13 protein-coding genes are annotated in these 17,227 nt (G+C 53.1%); 8 read left to right on the top strand and 5 right to left on the bottom strand.

What is annotated here, in order from left to right:
- The first annotated feature begins 231 nt into the window (after nucleotides 1-231).
- Together ACQQ2Q_RS15470 and ACQQ2Q_RS15465 are read left to right on the top strand one after the other, a co-directional pair.
- The gene (locus ACQQ2Q_RS15470) at nucleotides 232-960 is read left to right on the top strand and encodes a Crp/Fnr family transcriptional regulator (protein ID WP_428188011.1); all 729 of its coding nucleotides are present in this window, start codon (nucleotides 232-234) and stop codon (nucleotides 958-960) included.
- Between the two features lie 947 nt (nucleotides 961-1,907).
- Entirely contained in the window at nucleotides 1,908-2,642 is a 735-nt protein-coding gene (locus tag ACQQ2Q_RS15465; RefSeq protein ID WP_428188010.1) for a LuxR C-terminal-related transcriptional regulator, read from the top strand.
- 253 nt (nucleotides 2,643-2,895) lie between these two features.
- Here the strand turns inward: ACQQ2Q_RS15465 and ACQQ2Q_RS15460 are convergent, their stop codons facing one another.
- Nucleotides 2,896-4,263: a glycosyl hydrolase gene (locus tag ACQQ2Q_RS15460; protein WP_428188009.1), complete on the bottom strand. Its 1,368-nt coding sequence runs from the start codon at nucleotides 4,261-4,263 to the stop codon at nucleotides 2,896-2,898.
- 26 nt (nucleotides 4,264-4,289) lie between these two features.
- A complete protein-coding gene (locus ACQQ2Q_RS15455; protein WP_428188008.1) occupies nucleotides 4,290-4,802 on the bottom strand; it encodes a hypothetical protein in 513 nt (170 codons plus the stop codon).
- A gap of 329 nt (nucleotides 4,803-5,131) precedes the next feature.
- On the opposite strand from ACQQ2Q_RS15455, the gene ACQQ2Q_RS15450 reads away from it, so the two are divergent.
- From ACQQ2Q_RS15450 to ACQQ2Q_RS15430, 5 genes are all read left to right on the top strand, one after another.
- Nucleotides 5,132-5,632 carry a hypothetical protein gene (locus ACQQ2Q_RS15450; protein ID WP_428188007.1) on the top strand — a complete coding sequence of 167 codons (501 nt, stop codon included), beginning with the start codon at nucleotides 5,132-5,134 and terminating at the stop codon, nucleotides 5,630-5,632.
- Nucleotides 5,633-5,705: 73 nt separating this feature from the next.
- Nucleotides 5,706-7,091 (top strand): hypothetical protein, encoded by a 1,386-nt coding sequence (locus ACQQ2Q_RS15445; RefSeq protein ID WP_428188006.1) that lies wholly within the window; start codon nucleotides 5,706-5,708, stop codon nucleotides 7,089-7,091.
- 209 nt (nucleotides 7,092-7,300) lie between these two features.
- Nucleotides 7,301-7,975, top strand: a complete 675-nt coding sequence (locus ACQQ2Q_RS15440) for a sugar transferase (RefSeq protein ID WP_428188300.1) — start codon at nucleotides 7,301-7,303, stop codon at nucleotides 7,973-7,975.
- 314 nt (nucleotides 7,976-8,289) lie between these two features.
- Nucleotides 8,290-9,828, top strand: coding sequence for an oligosaccharide flippase family protein (locus ACQQ2Q_RS15435; protein ID WP_428188005.1), 1,539 nt, complete (start codon nucleotides 8,290-8,292; stop codon nucleotides 9,826-9,828).
- Nucleotides 9,825-10,694: a methyltransferase, TIGR04325 family gene (locus tag ACQQ2Q_RS15430; RefSeq protein ID WP_428188004.1), complete on the top strand. Its 870-nt coding sequence runs from the start codon at nucleotides 9,825-9,827 to the stop codon at nucleotides 10,692-10,694. The genes ACQQ2Q_RS15435 and ACQQ2Q_RS15430 overlap by 4 nt, the downstream gene beginning before the upstream one ends.
- 120 nt (nucleotides 10,695-10,814) lie before the next feature.
- On the opposite strand, the gene ACQQ2Q_RS15425 is transcribed toward ACQQ2Q_RS15430, so the two are convergent.
- From ACQQ2Q_RS15425 to ACQQ2Q_RS15415, 3 genes are all read right to left on the bottom strand, one after another.
- Complete coding sequence (locus ACQQ2Q_RS15425) at nucleotides 10,815-11,756, bottom strand: glycosyltransferase family 2 protein (RefSeq protein ID WP_428188003.1); 942 nt, start codon at nucleotides 11,754-11,756, stop codon at nucleotides 10,815-10,817.
- Entirely contained in the window at nucleotides 11,753-14,002 is a 2,250-nt protein-coding gene (locus ACQQ2Q_RS15420) for a GumC family protein (protein WP_428188002.1), read from the bottom strand. Before ACQQ2Q_RS15420 ends, ACQQ2Q_RS15425 begins: the two co-directional genes overlap by 4 nt.
- 105 nt (nucleotides 14,003-14,107) lie before the next feature.
- Nucleotides 14,108-15,427, bottom strand: coding sequence for a polysaccharide biosynthesis/export family protein (locus ACQQ2Q_RS15415; RefSeq protein WP_428188001.1), 1,320 nt, complete (start codon nucleotides 15,425-15,427; stop codon nucleotides 14,108-14,110).
- Nucleotides 15,428-15,759: 332 nt separating this feature from the next.
- Here ACQQ2Q_RS15415 and ACQQ2Q_RS15410 point away from each other — a divergent pair, with 332 nt between their 5' ends.
- Nucleotides 15,760-16,935: a glycosyltransferase gene (locus ACQQ2Q_RS15410; protein ID WP_428188000.1), complete on the top strand. Its 1,176-nt coding sequence runs from the start codon at nucleotides 15,760-15,762 to the stop codon at nucleotides 16,933-16,935.
- The last annotated feature ends 292 nt before the right edge of the window (nucleotides 16,936-17,227 follow it).

The raw sequence follows: 17,227 nt of genomic DNA, 5'->3' as shown, positions 1-17,227 counted from the left end.
TGACATTGCATGGCAATGCTTTTGAAAAAGACAACATCTATCTCATAGAAAAATTCATCACGAGATAGAGTCAATGCGCTGTCGAGCCGCAAGCGCCACCTGATTTTGCCAAAAAACAACAAAAGTCGTCAAATTAACGCATTAACCCGAAACTACGTGAATCTTTGCATCCACTAATGTATTTTGTGTTAAAAGTGTTCCGATTATGGTGTTTGGCGCATAGGTTGCTAGATGATAATACGCGATAGCTGGAATCTCAGGCAAGCGGTCCATTCCGACTACTTCAATAGTGGATCGAAGCTCACCGGTGCGCACCTGCGCCAATATTCTCCAGGCACCACAATTTTCGACAGCGAAAGTGACGTTTCACGAATCTTCTTTATTGATAGCGGCTGGGTAGTATCTAGCAAGACGATGTTCAATGGCACTCGGACAGTCACCGATTTCTCGCTGCATGGCGATGTACTGTCATCCGCATCTGCAGCTCTATCACAGGAGACGGTGCAAGCCATCTCCTCTGTCACGTGCTTTGAGTTTACTGGACAACTGTCGGGGCAGAGCGGCGGAAGCGCTTCTCAATTGCCGCTTATTATGAGTATCGAGATGATGAAACGTCACGCCAGGATGGTGGAACGGCTGGCAAGTATCGGAAGGAGAGACGCGTTCGGACGCACGGGTCACCTCCTGCTTGAACTTGCGGTACGCGCTGGCAACTTGTCCCGCCCTGATCTCGACGGCTTCGAGTGTCCGCTGAAACAGTCGGAGATCGGCGATGCGCTCGGCTTGTCGACTGTGCACGTGAACCGTGTTCTCAAGGAAATGAGGATCAGCGGGCTGCTGTCATTTCGAAACGGGATTGTTGAGTTCCTTGACCGCCGCAGACTAATTGAACTGGTCGACTTCGACCCGTACTACTTGACTGGCCCTGAGACCGAAGACCTTCAACTTGCGGGTCATTGAAATACGCGTCCGAAGGCTCATCATGCATTCCGTCGTGTGACCTTTCGCGATTGAACGGGTCCGTGAATTGGAGGCCAGTTTAACCAGGACTGTTTTGCTCTGATTTGTGGTTTTTTCATCAGCCAATTTCACTGCCTACACGCTATCCATTGATGACGTTCACTTCATCGACGATATTCTCTGGCGACCTGCGACGGCTTCACCTTGGCGTGTTCTACCTTTATCAAATAGAAGCATGTGCTCTGGGAGCCTTCCAATGGCTTCGATGATGGATCATCTATCGACGATCCTTGGCGGCGGGTTAGACGACCTGTGTCATCACAGAAAAAGTGATCGCACTCGTGGTGGAAAAGGATCTACTGCGACTGACGCCCAAGATTCATGCTGCGGGACATCACAACAGACAGTATCTTTCTGGTTGAGGAAGCTTGCGACGCCTATCTCCGGCAGATGGCTGCGAAGCAGGAGACGATCTAGACGAATGTTCTCCCGAAGACCCATCGCAAGGCCTGTCCCTTAAACTCATACCGTATCGCCATCGCTATCTTGCATGCGATATCAATACGCTCGTGCAGTTGCAGTATCTCCCCATATGTGGCCCCCGACGCCATCGGCGCACCGAGGGAATAGTAACAATAATAAATTTCAACAAAAAATCACAAGCTTACTATCTATTATAGTCTTCCGAACGATAAGCCACGAACTTAACGCGTTTGCATTAAGTCGAGCACTTTCCAATTGTGTCATTTTGGCGACTAAATTTCGGCAATCACGACTTGTTTAATGGAAAATTAACTTGGGTTAATGCGCCATAAATAAATCTGTGAAAAGTATTCATACAAACCATAAGTAGAGGGGAATATGCAGTTCGGCTTAGCCAAACTGTGAGGGGTTTATTGTGTTTTGTGTATCCGTTTATCGGATATGTGAATATAGAGGGGGTAAAAATGAGTGCAGATATGTCCATCTCAGGCAATATAAATAATGTAACAAAAGCAGATATAGATTACATCAGTTCGCTTGCGTCCAGCCAGGCATTGGAAGACAAAGCGGATGAATACATCCTCATACTCGACAGTCGAGTGCTGGATCGCGAGTGCCTTTCACGCAGCCTCTCCAGTTATGATCCGACAATGAAGTTCGTCACCTCGGGATCAATTGATGAATGGCGCAAGCGCCAATTCCAGAGCGAACCATCGGCAATACTGCTAGTGCTTACCAGTGATAAGCCTGACGAGACAGGCAGTTGCGACAAAATTAAAGCCGTCGCAGCGGCTTTCAAATTTATCCCTTTGATCGTTATCGCAGATTCTAACGAACTGGGTGACCTTCTCAAGGCAATCGACTGCGGCGCATCTGGCTATATTCCAACCAATGTGAACATCAGCGTCGCTGCGGAAGCCATTTCGCTAGCTCGTGCGGGCGGTCTCTTCTTCCCGGTTAGCAGCCTTCTCGCCAGCAGAGAGGCTTTGAATTCTGTGGTTACAGTTTCCAATCACTTAAACGAGAGCTTCACCCCGCGGGAGATCGAAGTCGCGGAGGGATTGCGTCGCGGAAAAGCGAACAAAATTATCGCGTACGAAATGAACCTCTGCGAGAGCACCATTAAAGTCCATATTCGCAACATCATGAGAAAACTGAATGTTACAAACCGCACCCAAGCCGCATTCAAACTGAAATAAGTCATCATTGGATAAATTGCATGCCGTCACTGTCAGGCCTCATTGCCAGTGGCTTTTGCCACTCGCATCAACTCTAAGGAGCCGGTGCTTTGGCAGAAGCCCTGGCTTTTTAAGCTGCAACGCAGGCGGGACTAGTGATCAAGACGTCTGGCGTTGAAGACCGAAAACGGTGAAATGAAAATTGTCGAGATGCCATAAAGTTTCGCCATTGCATCTATTCAATTTGTTTACATTTTGAAGAAAATTTCAACTTTTACTGAAGTGTAACAATGATTGGATGATTGCCAATTGTCAGGACAATCTCACTGGTGTCCGTGTGTTTGGCTATGGGCAAAGTACCGATTGTAGGGTCGAAGATACTGGCTGTTGCAACGCTCTTTTTCAGTTTGATCGTGACGGTACTTTCACCTTCCAACGCCTCACCCCATATCACAAGTTGAAACGCGCCATCGCTGTGCTGAAGCAAGAGATCGTGAACGGTATCGTGTTGGGGCTCAATCGAATAATCCAATCGCGCCGGAGAAGACTTCATCGATTCATCGGCCAGGATTCGCGTCAGGTTGTGGAGATAGTGTGCAGCCGTTCTCGGAGAGTAGTCGGGGCGAAAGAACCCGAATGATTGCACGCCTTCTTCATCCGTGCGATCTCGCAGAATGTAGACAGATGTATAGCTATAACCCCGCGCGAACTGGGCCAAATAGAGGTTGACCAAGTGAACTGCCTGCAAGGCTTCGTCCACTTCACCATTGACTGCAGCGCCCGTTTCCGTGGTGACCCGTGGCAAATGGGTCAATTCGTCCTCCGAATAGCCCCTAAATTTCTGCGCCCACGTTCTCCCGAAGTTTCCGTAAAGTCCATCTACTGGAGAGGAGCTACTGGGATCGGACGCGTCCCAACTCTTGTTATCGGCTGGATGCGGTGAATTCGCATGATAGAGATAGTTGTGCACATTGGCATAGTCGGCGTAACGCGTATCCGCGGGCATCAGCGTAATCGCATCAGCGGGAATTTGCAGAAATTGGAGGCCGACATCATCAGTTTGAGCTCCCGGTTCTGAGATAGACCAAACCGGATACGCTGCCAGCAAAGGGTCCTCTTTCACCGAGCGATAGAGATCAGCTTGCAATTCGGCAACTGCGCGCCAGGAACTTCGCCCGCCCCCTTTGCGACCGTTATAAGACACAGGCCAATTATTGGGTTCGTTGTTTCCTTCAAATGCGAGCAGGGCGCCCGCTTTTGCCAGAATGCGACCCGTTGCCAAAAGCGTGTCTAGATCGCTGATGCCGCTTCCGAGACCCCAACTTATCTTGACACCTGCCTCCCGGTGCAGAGTCAGAAATGTGTCGATTGTAAGCGGACCGTTTTTTGTCAGCCCTTCGATACCGCCGCGCAACCAGCGAAACCCACCATACTTCAACATTTCCAGCGTTCTGGAGTAAGGTTGCCCTCGGTCATCGAACGTTGAAACAACGCCGATACTATCCAGAAACGCAGCTGTCGGCTGTGCGGCAACCTCCTCGGCCTTGGCTTGTTGTCGGATTGGTATAGCCAGAGCGAAAACCAGCCCCGCGAACAAAGTGAGGCGTCTGCCGCCGGAACTGCCTGTTGCCGTTACACGCATCACTAACAGCTCCCCCTCGCTCAAGTTCAACCGGAATGGGCCATGATGCCACTACCACGGAAGGGCATCAGTGCAGAAGGAGCTGCATTCGAAGGACCGAAAAGTGTTTCGTCAAGATTCCGATCCTTCAGGACACGCTGCAATTCGATTCGATTTGCGTTACCTCTGAGGCTCGAAAAGGCGCTCGCGATACGATCCCCAAAGGAGCGCAGCTGGTAGGCACAACGTCTGGCGATAGAGATGTAAACGGGTGCCGCCAACATTTTGCCCTGTGGAATATTGAGGCGATCCAATGGAATGATGTCGCAGACAATTTGGGTATCGCCATCGATATAAATCATCTTCCAGTAATGGTCAGGCAAGAGATCAGACCAGAGAAGGCGCCGCATCGCCGAAACGCTTATCCGCGCACGACATACTCGACGATCAAGTTGGGCGCGTCTTGCGCTAAAGAATCGCATTCCATCAATCAAAGGGATGTCTGCATCTCGGCACAACCCAACCGCACTGGAATTATCTCGAAACTCTTGCATAGTCATTGCGACAACATCCGAAGAACCGGACGCTGCTTTTCTTGCGTGAAAGGCCGATACTACGGTTGGAAAGAAATAGCTGTCGCCTTCGACGTAAAATATGCACGAGGAATTCACAGTCTAAATCCCTTCACATAAAAATCTAAAATTACAGAATTTCAGTTCTTATTCAATAACTAAGTTGTGTCTTCTCTTGAATTTGAAGGCATGCTATTATTTGGTTTGACGGCATGAATCTCTCCTCAATCTAAGTTTTACGAACACGATTTTGGCGGCAGAAATGCTTTGAGTTCGCAGTCTTGAGGCGTATGTTATTTTTGCGGTTTATGATCTGAATGTCATTTTTTACTGCCAAAAAAACCCTGTTTGAAGCGCTATTGCGTGTCTTTGTACACCTGACGGAAAACAAGGACGCGGAACGTTGGAGAGCAAGCTGGGCTGCCAGCACACTCGTCGACGTGAATGACCACACGCCTCACGGGTATGGGCGCGCGATTGATCTTGGTTGCGTCGTGTCTTTCTCCAAGCCGTGGATCGAGCGTATGCCCTCGAAGCTCACCAGATATGCCTTTCGCGCTATTCTCCGTTTTGATTTCCCGCATGCTTGGCGCCAAAGAAGGGAATTGGCACAAGCCGGCGTCATCTGGACGCACACCGGGTCACAGTATCTCGCCGGTACCGCAGTGGCAAAACTGACCGGTATCCAGTCTAAAATCATCGGCCAGACTGTCTGGCTGCTGGATCAGCGGTCCGGCTTGTCCAAGACGCTGAAAAGCCCGCGGGTGACGTATAACGCGCATGCCAGAAGTCCCCTTGATAGCAAACATGACTGTTGAAGTGGTTTAGGAAACGGGCAAGTCCGGTGACCAAATGCCTAGGTGTCGCGACGCTGGCCAATAGAGTGAGTTGATGATGGGTGTCGAGCCAATCGGTGTCGTGACGTTCGCAGTAGGCGTAATTTGCCTATTGCGAGGTAGCGGGGCAACTGTGATTGCCTTCTCAGTTTTTCCTGTCTTGGGTGGCGCAGCGGCTTTAATGTTCGGTTCCACGGGCATACAGCCAGGACACGTATTTGTCGCCTTCTTGTTACTCTCGACTATATGGCTTCATGGTAACCTGCAGACGACAGTCGGCATAATATTCCGCTCATCGCCGGCGATGTGGCTCGCATTGCTTGTTACCTACGGTATTATCTGCGGTTACTTTGCGCCGCGCTTGCTACAAAATACGATGGAGATCGTGCCAATCGGCGGACAAGCAAGTTTGGGCAGTGAAGGCACAATCCCTCTTCGACCGGTGAGCGGCAATTTTACCCAGGCCGTCTATCTAGTCGCGGACCTGATTACGTTCTGCCTGATCTTATCTGTTGCATCGACCTCGAACGGACTGCGAAACGTAACGATCGGACTCATGGCATTTGGCGCTGCGAATATCTTTTTTGGGATCGCCGACATGATTAGTCCCGGTACACCGCTTGTCTCTATATTTCCCTATATTCGGAATGCGCCCTACACCTTTCATGCCGATGAAATGGTTGCGGGAATGCGACGGATCATAGGATCGTGGCCTGAAGCATCTGCTTTTGCAGGCGCCAGCTTGGGTGTAATCGGCTTTAGTGGAACTTTATGGGTATGCGGTCGCCATAGCAAGATGAGCGGCCTTTTGTTTGTGCTGTCGAGCCTGCTGGTTGTTCGCTCAACATCATCAGGGGGGATTGCCGGTCTTCCGGTCTGCCTCGCTATATTGTATCTGACAAGTATCTTTCGCGCCGGCGGGCTGTCGGGGACGCGCGCCAGTGCAGCAGTCATTCTCGTCTTTCCCATCGCCGCGATATCCGTGTTATTTTTCCTGGCCCTCAATCAGACTTTCTACAGGCTGGTCTACGATTTCATCGACATCACCATTCTCAGCAAGCCCACCTCCCTGTCAGCGATAGAGCGAGGTGCTTGGAATGCTTACGGTATTTCTAACTTCTTCGATTCCTATGGCTTCGGGGTCGGGCTAGGTACGTCAAGGACGTCATCTTTCGCTGTCGCACTGTTGTCTAATGTCGGGGTTCCCGGCACCTTCTTCTTCCTGATGTTTCTTTTGACGTCGATCCTCCTGCCGAGGGGAGTCCCTCGGACTTACGACGCCGATATCGGTGTCGCGGCGCGAAACGGTTGTCTGGGCGTTATGGTGGGTGCGCTCATCTCTGGGACGATCGTTGACCTTGGACTTTTGTTCTTCGTCATGGCGGGTTTGAAAAGTGCGATACCCAGAAGCGGACTGACCTCCGCTTCCGTTCAGGCTTGAAGGACTTTGCGCAGAGTGAGGAGCAGGGCTTGTAATTACTGCCTCCGATTTGACCTTCTCGCTTAGGTAAGGATCTCTTTACATGAATGACCGGCGTTTCGGCTAAAAAGAGATCACCCTCTACCTCTATCAGTTGAGCCATTGGCTATGAGGATAAATTGCCTCTTGTCGTTTTGACAGGCAGCCTCAGACTGGCGAAACGGTAGGTGATTTCATTGTATTCGGACAATTTTGCGCAAGGTTCTGTAAAGGGCTCGTCGACCAAACGCTCAGGTTGGCGAGGTCTCAAGCGCGCGTTCGACATCGTCTTCTCGCTTCTGGCACTTGTCTTCCTATCTCCGGCGCTGGTGTTGATCGCTGTCGTGCTTCTTCTGGTTGACGGAGGCCCCATCATCTTTCGCCACAAAAGAATCGGGCGCGATGGCCGGCCGTTCTACTGCTTGAAATTTCGCAGTATGCGAAAGGATGCTGACAAGGTGTTGCAGGAACTTCTCGCCACTGATTCGGCCAAGCTAAATGAATGGAAGGACACCCAGAAACTAAAGAGGGATCCTCGGATACACTGGCTGGGAAAATACCTCCGTATGACTAGCCTGGATGAACTACCCCAACTGATTAATATCCTGATAGGCCAGATGAGCATTGTTGGTCCAAGGCCGATAACCGCGGGGGAGTTGGAGCATTACGGGCCACATATCCACTGCTATCTTGCGTTAACGCCCGGATTGACCGGTCTCTGGCAAGTGTCGCGGCGCGCCTCCACGTCCTACGAGCAACGCGTTCAGTTCGACATTGAATATTACAACAAATGCTCGATGCGCACCGACATCGCAATCATTGCAAAGACGATCATGGTTGTTCTGTTTGCGCAAAACGATCGGTGATGCCGCTTATACTACCCAGTAAATGACGGCAGCCCAAAAACTTAGGCAGATAAGGAGAACAAACCATCTGAGTTGGAACTTCAATGTAAACTCGCTCATGGATAAGCCTCTTACCAACTCCGGAGCTTCAAGGAGCTCATAACGTGATGCCGAAAGTGCTCGGGCTCGAAATGAGTTAAACTTGGGGTTCAAAAATATATCGACGAAACGTCAATAAAATTTGAAATCATGTCCACTCCAGACCGGCACAAAGGGTGGTTGATACTCTCCGCGGCCAAATATGATGATAGATACGAAATAAGGCAGGAATACTGATGCCAGTCTTACTTTCAAAAACTTGTGCGTGGCTTTCCAGCAAAGCTACTTCGCTGCGAGGAGGCACCGGCTCGAGCGTCCGCTCCCTCATCAGTAACGCAATGTGGACCTTGGCTGCCAAGATCGTCGTGCAGTTCACTCAAGTGGCTACATTCGTCGTGGCGGCGCGGACACTGGCCTCCGCGGAGTTTGGTCTCTTTTCTTACGTGGCTGCCTTGGTTGCCTTGCTGCTTGTATTAGCGGAAGGGGGATGGCGCGAATTCGTCATGAAAACCAATCATGAGGAAGGACGGCTAGATCAGATCGCAACGGTGGCCATCATCTCGGGTGCCTCGGCGATGATGGTTGGGCTCAGTATTGCGACATTCCTGGGCTTATATCTCAAGATGCCGCACGAGGCTCTGCTGGTAACACTGTTTGGCCTATGGTTGCTGCCAACTCCGTTTTCTTCTGTTTGTGAGGGCATCTTCATCGCCGACGCTCGCCTTCGGGAGCTGAGCATCATCAAGGTCGCGGCGGAACTTTGCGGCACGGTGCTCGCAATCGTGGGCCTTTTGCACGGCTGGAACATCTTCGCGCTCGTGGCGGGACGCCTCGTCACTCAGCTGCTGACCGTGATCGCCTTTATCGGAATACTGCGATGGTTGCCGAAACTTGGCATCCGTTCGGTCTTCTTTTGGGAGATCTTCGAGTTTTCCAAACACGTTGTGTACAACCGCATGATTGTGCTCATGCGATCCTATTCCGGCACACTCGTGGTCGGCAGCGTTCTCGGCCTTGCAGAAGCCGGCTACTACCGTGCTGCCGAGCGCATTGTCTCTGCTTTCACCGACCTCGTCTGCGAACCTGGACGGCAAATTGCGTGGGGCGTCTTCCGCAAAGTTGCGGCTTCAAATGGAGCCGGAGGAGAGGCGTCACCGGAAATCGGCGCCAAGGCCACCAATTATCTGGTTTTCCTGATGGTGGCTTCGGCTCCTGTGCATATAGGGCTTGCGCTGATGTCAGGCACTCTGATCCATCTTGTGCTCGGTGACGACTGGGCACCCGCCGCCATTCTCGTCAGTCTTCTGTCCGTCAAACAGATCTTGCTCGTTCCGGGCTGTATCACCGAGCCACTTCTTTCGCTGACGGGTTCTATCCGGAAGGTGCCAGGCGCCATCTTGATCAACAGCTTGGTATCCGTCGGCCTCATGCTCGCTTTGTCACCGTTCGGCATGGTGGCGGCGGCATCGGGCCAGTTTATTGCTGCTGTCTTTTCTTTCGCTGTTTCGGCGTGGCTTCAAAGTCGTTACGGCGCAGTGAACTGGCTAAGGGTCTTGCGCGGCTGTGTTCATCCGGTAGCCGCTCTAATCGCAATGGCGCTGACGGTCATCGCGCTCGGCAATGTCGCCACGCAGTCGTTGGCCAGCGGATTGACCACCAATGTGCTGCAAATTCTGGCCGGCAGTCTTGTCTATGCCGCCACTCTGGCAGTGCTGCACAAGATTGCCGGCGGTCTTTTGCCCGTTACAGCGGCTAACCTGGAGATCAAGCTTTGAACGTCACCCGAACGCAATTGAATGGCCGCGATAATTGGTCTGTGAAGATGAAGCATACCGTAAAGGCCGTGCTTTTAAAAATTAGGTCAGGCGCTGGTAAATCACGAGTGCCGTTGCAGATAATTGCTGGCCGGCTCCGCTATCTATCGCCACTTCCGCGCCGGTTTACAGGTGCCTACCTCTCTTTCGACGACGCCATAGCTGCCGCGGCCAAATTAGGCCCGCTCACGGGCTATAATCATGATGAGATCGCCCATGTGTCGTTCGAGAAAATGTGCGAGGTCGTGCCGTGGGACTATCCGGTCATGTTCTGGTTGAGCAGACTTGGCCCCGATATTGACGGCGTTCTTGATGCTGGCGGCCATCTGGGCACAAAGTACCGCGCCTTTCGCGGCATGCTGGATCTCCCGGAAAACTTCCAATGGATTATCTACGAATTATCCGCGATAGCGGAGGCTGGGCGCAAACGCGCGAAACTGGATGGGCTCGATCAACTGCGCTTTGTCGACAGTCTCGAAGATGCGCCCAGGCTGCCACTGTTTCTGGGTTCTGGATTGATGCAGTATCTCGACGTTCCGCTGTCTTCACTGCTCAGCGGCTTGCCGGCGCTCCCACGCCACTTGCTGCTGAACAAGGTGGCTTTCAAGAAAGCTGGTCCGCCCGTCGTTACCCTGGAGCGCATCGGCAAGGCCTATGTTCCCTATCAGATGCGAGACGAGAAGGCATTCGTAAGTGATCTGGAGAAGCTAGGCTACCGTCAGGTCGACCGCTGGTCTATCCCCGCCATTTCGCATGTTATCGAGACTCACCCGGAGCTAGGAGCCAGCGAGAGCGCGGGTTTCTATTTCAGGCTTCAGCAGACATAGCTCCCGTCTATGGCCAGCATAAATAAATGGAGGCGGCATAGATTACCGCAGAAGTCAGCGGAGATCGGGTGAATGCCGTCACGCCTATGAGGATCTCGCCAAAGGGCGCACAACCAGATGTTATAGCCGCTCTATATTTTGCGGTGCCAGCCGTCCGGATAGCAGGTCGCGAAACGCCAGCATGTTGCCTTTCAGGCGGCCCTTGCGGTCTATCCATGGTTCGGCCCGCCAAACTTTCACAAAATTGGCCAACACGTTGCGACCTATTCGGACGGAGGCTTGGCGAAAGCTCATGGTCTTCTTGCGCATCAGGTAAATTGGATTGGCGACTTGCGAATAGCCTAGCCGAAAGTTGGAGGTTCGGCCGACCTTGGTACCGAGGTGTACCCCGATGAGCCGGGGCGAAATAACGACCCGACCATAGCGCACGGCAGTCCGGCTGAAATCGAGATCCTCCAGCCAGCCATAAAGTGGCAGATTTTCGTCGAAACGCAGCCTGCCGATGTGCACGGCAGACATGCGTACGGCAAGGTTGCAGCCATAGCCGCTAAAAACGTCACGAAGAGGGCTTTCATCGCTCGGCGTCGGTATATTGCGCAGAAGATCTAGCCCTGCTGCGAGAGAAATACCCGGACCGGAAATCCCGTCAGCAATGACTGTTCCAGTTGAAATATCTGCATCCGGGTTGTTCTGGAATAATAGCTCCAATTCGGCGAGGTAGGTTGGAGCGAGCAGGAAATCATCGTCCAGGAAAAGAACAACGTCTGCATCGGGGACTGCGTCCAGAATGGCATTGCGCTGTTTGCAGAGGCCGCGCTGTGACAACAGTATGCGGACAGGGCATGGTAGAAGAGATAACGCCTTGGCATCGACATCAATGAGGCGTGGGACACAGATCAGGATTTCGGCGGGTTGCCGCGTCTGGCGGGCGAGATGCGGGACCACCTCAGTGAGTATATCACGCCGTCCTGCGCTGGGTATGCCGATCACGAGCGCCAAGCCGGGCAATGTCGTTACAGGTTTTTTTGCCGCAACTGCTTGTGCCGCTTCAATAGCCATCATCGCAGACCCTTCGACAAGGCAGGACGGCGGCGGTGGGCCGTGTTGCTCCGGTTCGAGATGACGCCGAGCAGTGACACACGTGAGCGACCAAACGCCTTCAATGCCTCTGTAAGACGCTCGATTGTCAGTTTTTTGGTATTCCCGATCACCACGATGATCCCGTCGACATGAGAGCATATGGTGCGCGTGTCGGCGGATTCTTCAAAGCCAGACATATCGACAATGATGACCTTGTAAAGCGGGCGAAGTTTGATCAGCGCTTCTTTAAGGGCCGACAAGTGTGCGTAACGATAAGGAGGTGTTGCAGAACGCCGGGTCTGTTCGATGGTCAGCAGCGGGAGCGGTACGTCAGAAACCTCCGGCTCTACGCCTGCATCGTGATCGATATACGTACGCTCGGAGCACCTTGTAACACGCGCGAGGCTCGAGACACCGATTCCATCTGACGGATCGCCGAGCACCGACGGATGAATTGGCGTGAGGGCGAAATCGGGTGCAGCATTGAATGCAAGCCGAGTCAGCCGCGCCGCCACGAAATCCGCGTCCACGAGAAGCACCGACTGCTGCTCGTTCTGATAGAGTTGTGCCAGGTTAGTTGCTATTGTCGTCTTGCCTTCGCCGCACCCCACCGAAGTTACACCGATCACCATCGATCCATGGTTTGGGGCAAGTGAATCCAGGGAGTTCTTTACACTCCGGAGCGCTTCGGAGAACGCCGAATAGGGCATATCCAAAACAGCTCGAAGAGGCATAACCGATGAGGGAAGTCTTTCTCTGAGGCCGTTTTCAGCAGGCGCCGGTTTGTAGACAGGCACACTGCCCAAAGATGCGATGCCCAACTCTCGCTGAAGTCGCTCGCTGGACCCCGCTCTTCGGTCGAGAGCACTGCGCAGGACGGCGGCAAACAAGCCGAATGCCATACCGAGTACCATCGAAAAGGGCAGAAGCACGGAGGGCTTCGGCCAATTCCGGCTTAACGGTTCAGTTGCCGCCGTCACGATACGTGCGTTTCCAAGTGGAAACGACTGTGTCTGAAATGCGCTGACAAACTGCTGGAGAATGCTCTCGTACAACCGCCTGTAGGTATTGGCCCTGCTTTCTATCTCAGCCAATTCAACCCGCGCTATGTTTTTGTCCGCTCCTTGACGGTCAGCATTTTCAAACTGCTGATCAGCGAGAGCTTCCCGTTCCTTCGCAACCGCGAGGTTGGAACGATAAAGCGCCTGGACCTGAAGAAGCTCACCGACAATGTTTGATTTTATGCGCGCTATTTCGGTTTCGGTAGCGATGATCGCGGGGTTGCCGGCACTATAGCGTTCCTTCAATCCCTGGAGGCGTGTATCGGCGAGGCGCATTTCCTCGCGCAACTTCTGGATCTGCAGGTTTTCGCCAATCTCCGGCAGATTAGCATCTGTTGAACTGGTCGCGATTAACTTGTTCAAGGTCGATAACTTGGCCTCTGCATCGGCAGTCGCTGCCCGGGCCGATAGCATCTGGCTGCTGATCTCAGCCAGTTGTTGCTGATCCAGCGAAATCGCATCGGTCATGGCTGTTATGTTGTGCTTGTTGCGATACTCTTCGGCTGCCAAGGCAGCTTCCTGTGCCTTGCGACCAACGTCTATCAGTCGCCCTTCGAGCCAGAGCGCTCCCTGCTTGGCGGCTGACTTACGATCATTCAGACCGTTTTGAATATAGGCCTCTGCCAAAGCATTCGCTGTTCGCGCGGCTTTTTTTGGATCGCCGGAACGGTAGCCGATTTCCAGAACATAAGATTGTCCGACGCGACGAACGGAAACGCGCGACAGAAAGCCGTTCATCGTTCTGCGCATGCGCTCTTCTTCTTCAGGAGGCCCCTGTATTTCATCGCCTCCCCCGGTAATGAGATTCATTACCGACGTCGCATACTCGCGCAAGGTGGACTGCCAGGACGTGGAGTTAACGATTTCAGGATCGTTGAACAAGCCGAGCTTGCTGATGACGTCCTGGGCAATGGCTTCCGATTTGACAATTTCCACCTGGCTCGCAATTTCAGCCGCCTCGATGATGACCGTGCCGGTTGCCGCATCCTGGGAAAGGATGCGGCTCTGTTCGGGATCAATGACGAGACGCACCGTTGCCTCGAAGCTTGATGGCGTTCTAGCGATATAGACCACACCAAACAGGATGCCCAGCACGGTCGAAAGCACAATAATCGGGATGTTGCTTTTCAGGAAATTGAATAGATCGCGGATGGAGACGGCTTCCATACCTGATGCCTCTCGTCTCGCTATGGGAGGAAGGGTCTCGATCGTTCCAAATTCATGGAGTCCCACGTGTTTTTCTCTCCGTTGTATCCTTAGATCCCGGCATGGCTATTGCGACGGCTGGCTTATGATGGAGGTCCATGCCGCCTCGGCCATGCTTGATGAGATGTCATAGCGTACGTCGAGAACGTCGCCGGGTGCGAGTTCCGCAGTTTGCGGAAGCTTTGTCGGCGTGCCGCTACTACCGGCTCTCGTCACCCAGAACTCCAGAGGCTGGACGGCCGCAGCAGCACGTGAGGCGTCCCGAGATACCGTCGCACCTGCTGCCTGCAGCAATTCGATCACGGTCCCGCGTTTCAGCTTCGTGTCTTCGATCTCGGCGGTGACTTCCTGAAGGTCGCGTCCCGCTTCTGTGCGCCGCTGGCCTTTCAAGGTTATGGCATCGCGTTCCGTTTCACTGAGCTTCTGCTTCGCACGCATGGCCGCAATCACCAGATCGAGCTTGTTGCTGCTCAGGTCGGCCACGACCCGTTCCAGTGCCGTCTCTCGCGATTTTGCCAGAGTGCCGGAAGTGACCAATGAAGCAATGCTGGCCAGTTCGTCCTGTGCGATTACAATTTGACGGTCCTGCACTGCCGTCTTTTCATCCAGCACGCTGATTTCTTTCTGAAGCAGAACCTGCAAGTCCGAGAGAGCAGTCAACTGTCGCTTTAAAGCTTCGGCGCGCGCCACGAACAGGTCTCCCTCACTCCGCATAAAGAGATTCTCGGTGCTGCCTGCGCGCGCATTCATCAACTCGGCAGGAAACGCGACCTTGGGACTGTCATTCAGTTCTGCTTCAAGACGCGCGCGTTTTGCCATCAATTGTGTCAGAGACAGATCGTAGCGTTTCAGCTCGCCGGCATAGCGCAATTGCTCCAGCTCACTTGAACCGTTCGCATCTTTTCCACGCTCTCGCCCCCCTGCCATTGCCATGGCCTGGGTGATGGTCAGTCCCGGTCGATATTCGAGCTCGCCTGGCTTGGCCACAACACCGGAAATGTACAACACTGGATAGCGTATGATTTCCACGGTTGCGACCGGCGCGGAGGCGAGGCCCGTCTTGGTTTTGAGAAGTCTGGCAATCTTTTCCGCTGTCGAACTTGGGGTTTCGTCTTTCACGGAAAACTCGCCTAGCAGCGGAATTGCCATGGTTCCTTCAGGCGAGACTGAATATTGACCATTGAGCGCCGTCCATTCTTTGTATTCCCCGGTCGAGGCAAGCCATTCAACGATGGTCACCTTCACCTGCGTCAGCGGTAGAAGACTCACTTCTGCTGAAGCTGGACCGGCGAACTGCAGAACCAGCCAGCCAGCCAAGGCACAGCACAAATACCTCGACCGATATCCACGCACCGGATGCGGTGTATTCGAATATGGTGTCAGCATACCGCGCTACCTCGTCGTTGGGGTGCGTTGACCTGCCGGAGTTATTGGCGCGGACCGTCACCATATGCCTCATCATCGCATGGCAACAGGCTGAGTAAATTCTCTCTCCTTCGGTTCGCTCTAATCACTTTTGGTAGCAATAACTACGCCTGCACTCCAATTGGGGGAGTACGAGGCATGTTTCGAGCTAATCCAGTGCGTCTTTTGATAAGGCGAGACACTCCATTCAGGGTCGGTTTGTCACTTTGGTGGTTGCCGCGAGACTTATGGCGCTCTGTTCAGCGGATGAGGCGCACGAATAGATTGGTCCAGTAGTTGGGGAAGGAAGACCTATGCAGGTAGCGATCATTCACTATTGGCTCGTATCTATGCGCGGTGGTGAGAAGGTTATTGAGGCCCTGTGCGACATGTATCCCGATGCAGACATTTTCACCCTGGTCTGCGATCGCGAAAAGCTCTCGGAAAAGATACTACGACACCGGATCTTCACCTCATTCCTGCAGCATATTCCCGGTTCCAGGAAACATTACCAATCGCTTCTTCCATTGATGCCGTTTGCCTTGGAGAGTTTCGACCTCAGCGACTATGATCTGATCATCTCAAGCGAGTCCGGCCCGGCCAAGGGCATCATCCCGCCGCCGCATGCGGTACATATATGTTATTGTCACTCACCGATGCGCTACTTGTGGGACCAGTACCATTTCTATCGCGGCAATGCTGGGAGGATGACGAGGTTAATGATGCCGATGCTGACACCCGTGCTGCGGGCGTGGGATGCGAGTTCGAGCCTCCGCGTAGATCGGTTTGTCGCCAATTCGCATCACGTCGCCAATCGCATCGACAAATACTACAGACGCTCCTCGGTCGTGGTCCATCCACCGGTCGCCACCAACGATTTTGCTCCCGGCGCCCAGGTGGACGACTTCTATCTCTGCGCCGGACAAATCGTGGCCTACAAGCGTATAGACTTGGCCGTCCGCGCCTTCACGAAGCTTAGGCGCAATCTTGTCGTGCTTGGCGATGGCGACAGCCGGGAGATCAAGGCGCTCAAGCAGATCGCGGGCCCGACAATAAGGTTCATCGGCCCGGCTTCCTTCGCGGAACTCAAGTCTTACCTTTCGCGCTGCCGCGCACTCGTATTTCCCGGTGAGGAAGATTTTGGCATCGTCCCGGTCGAAGCCATGGCAAGCGGTCGTCCGGTCATCGCCTATGGCCGAGGTGGAGCCCTTGATACGATCGTTCCGGGCCGCACAGGTATTTTGTTCAAGAAACAAACTGTCGAAGCGTTGGCAGAAGCCATCGAAATCTTCGAAGCGATGGAAGAACGATTCAATCCCGATACGATCCAGATGCACGCAGCGCAATTCAGCGCTATGAATTTCATGATGGAAATGAAGGTGGTTATCGAACAGGAGCTAGCACGGCGCAACAAAGCGATAGAGCCGATAAAAATGGAAAAGTCGCATTCCCCGCTTTTCGAGGGCGTGGACCAAGTGCCACTGCATTAGGCAATCACATCCGCATATTGCTATCCGGTCGAATTGTGACAAGGTTCACCCGACATTTACGGATCGATGAAAGCCCCCAAAATCCGATTGATCATTAGGCAGTGCTGCGTGAGCCAGGCTAGCCGCTATTGAGCGGTGCGCCCGGGCGTTTTGAGCGCCGGGATTTATTCTTGTATCTTGTATTTGATATGATGATTGAATTTGTGTTTTGGATTTTGGTTGCGGGGGCAGGATTTGAACCTGCGGCCTTCAGGTTATGAGCCTGACGAGCTACCGGGCTGCTCCACCCCGC

The sequence above is a fragment of the Agrobacterium sp. ES01 genome (genome assembly GCF_050320885.1).
Lineage (GTDB): Bacteria > Pseudomonadota > Alphaproteobacteria > Rhizobiales > Rhizobiaceae > Allorhizobium.
The sequence above is the reverse complement of the archived record's forward strand: the minus strand, read 5'-3'. Positions and strand labels throughout refer to the sequence as shown.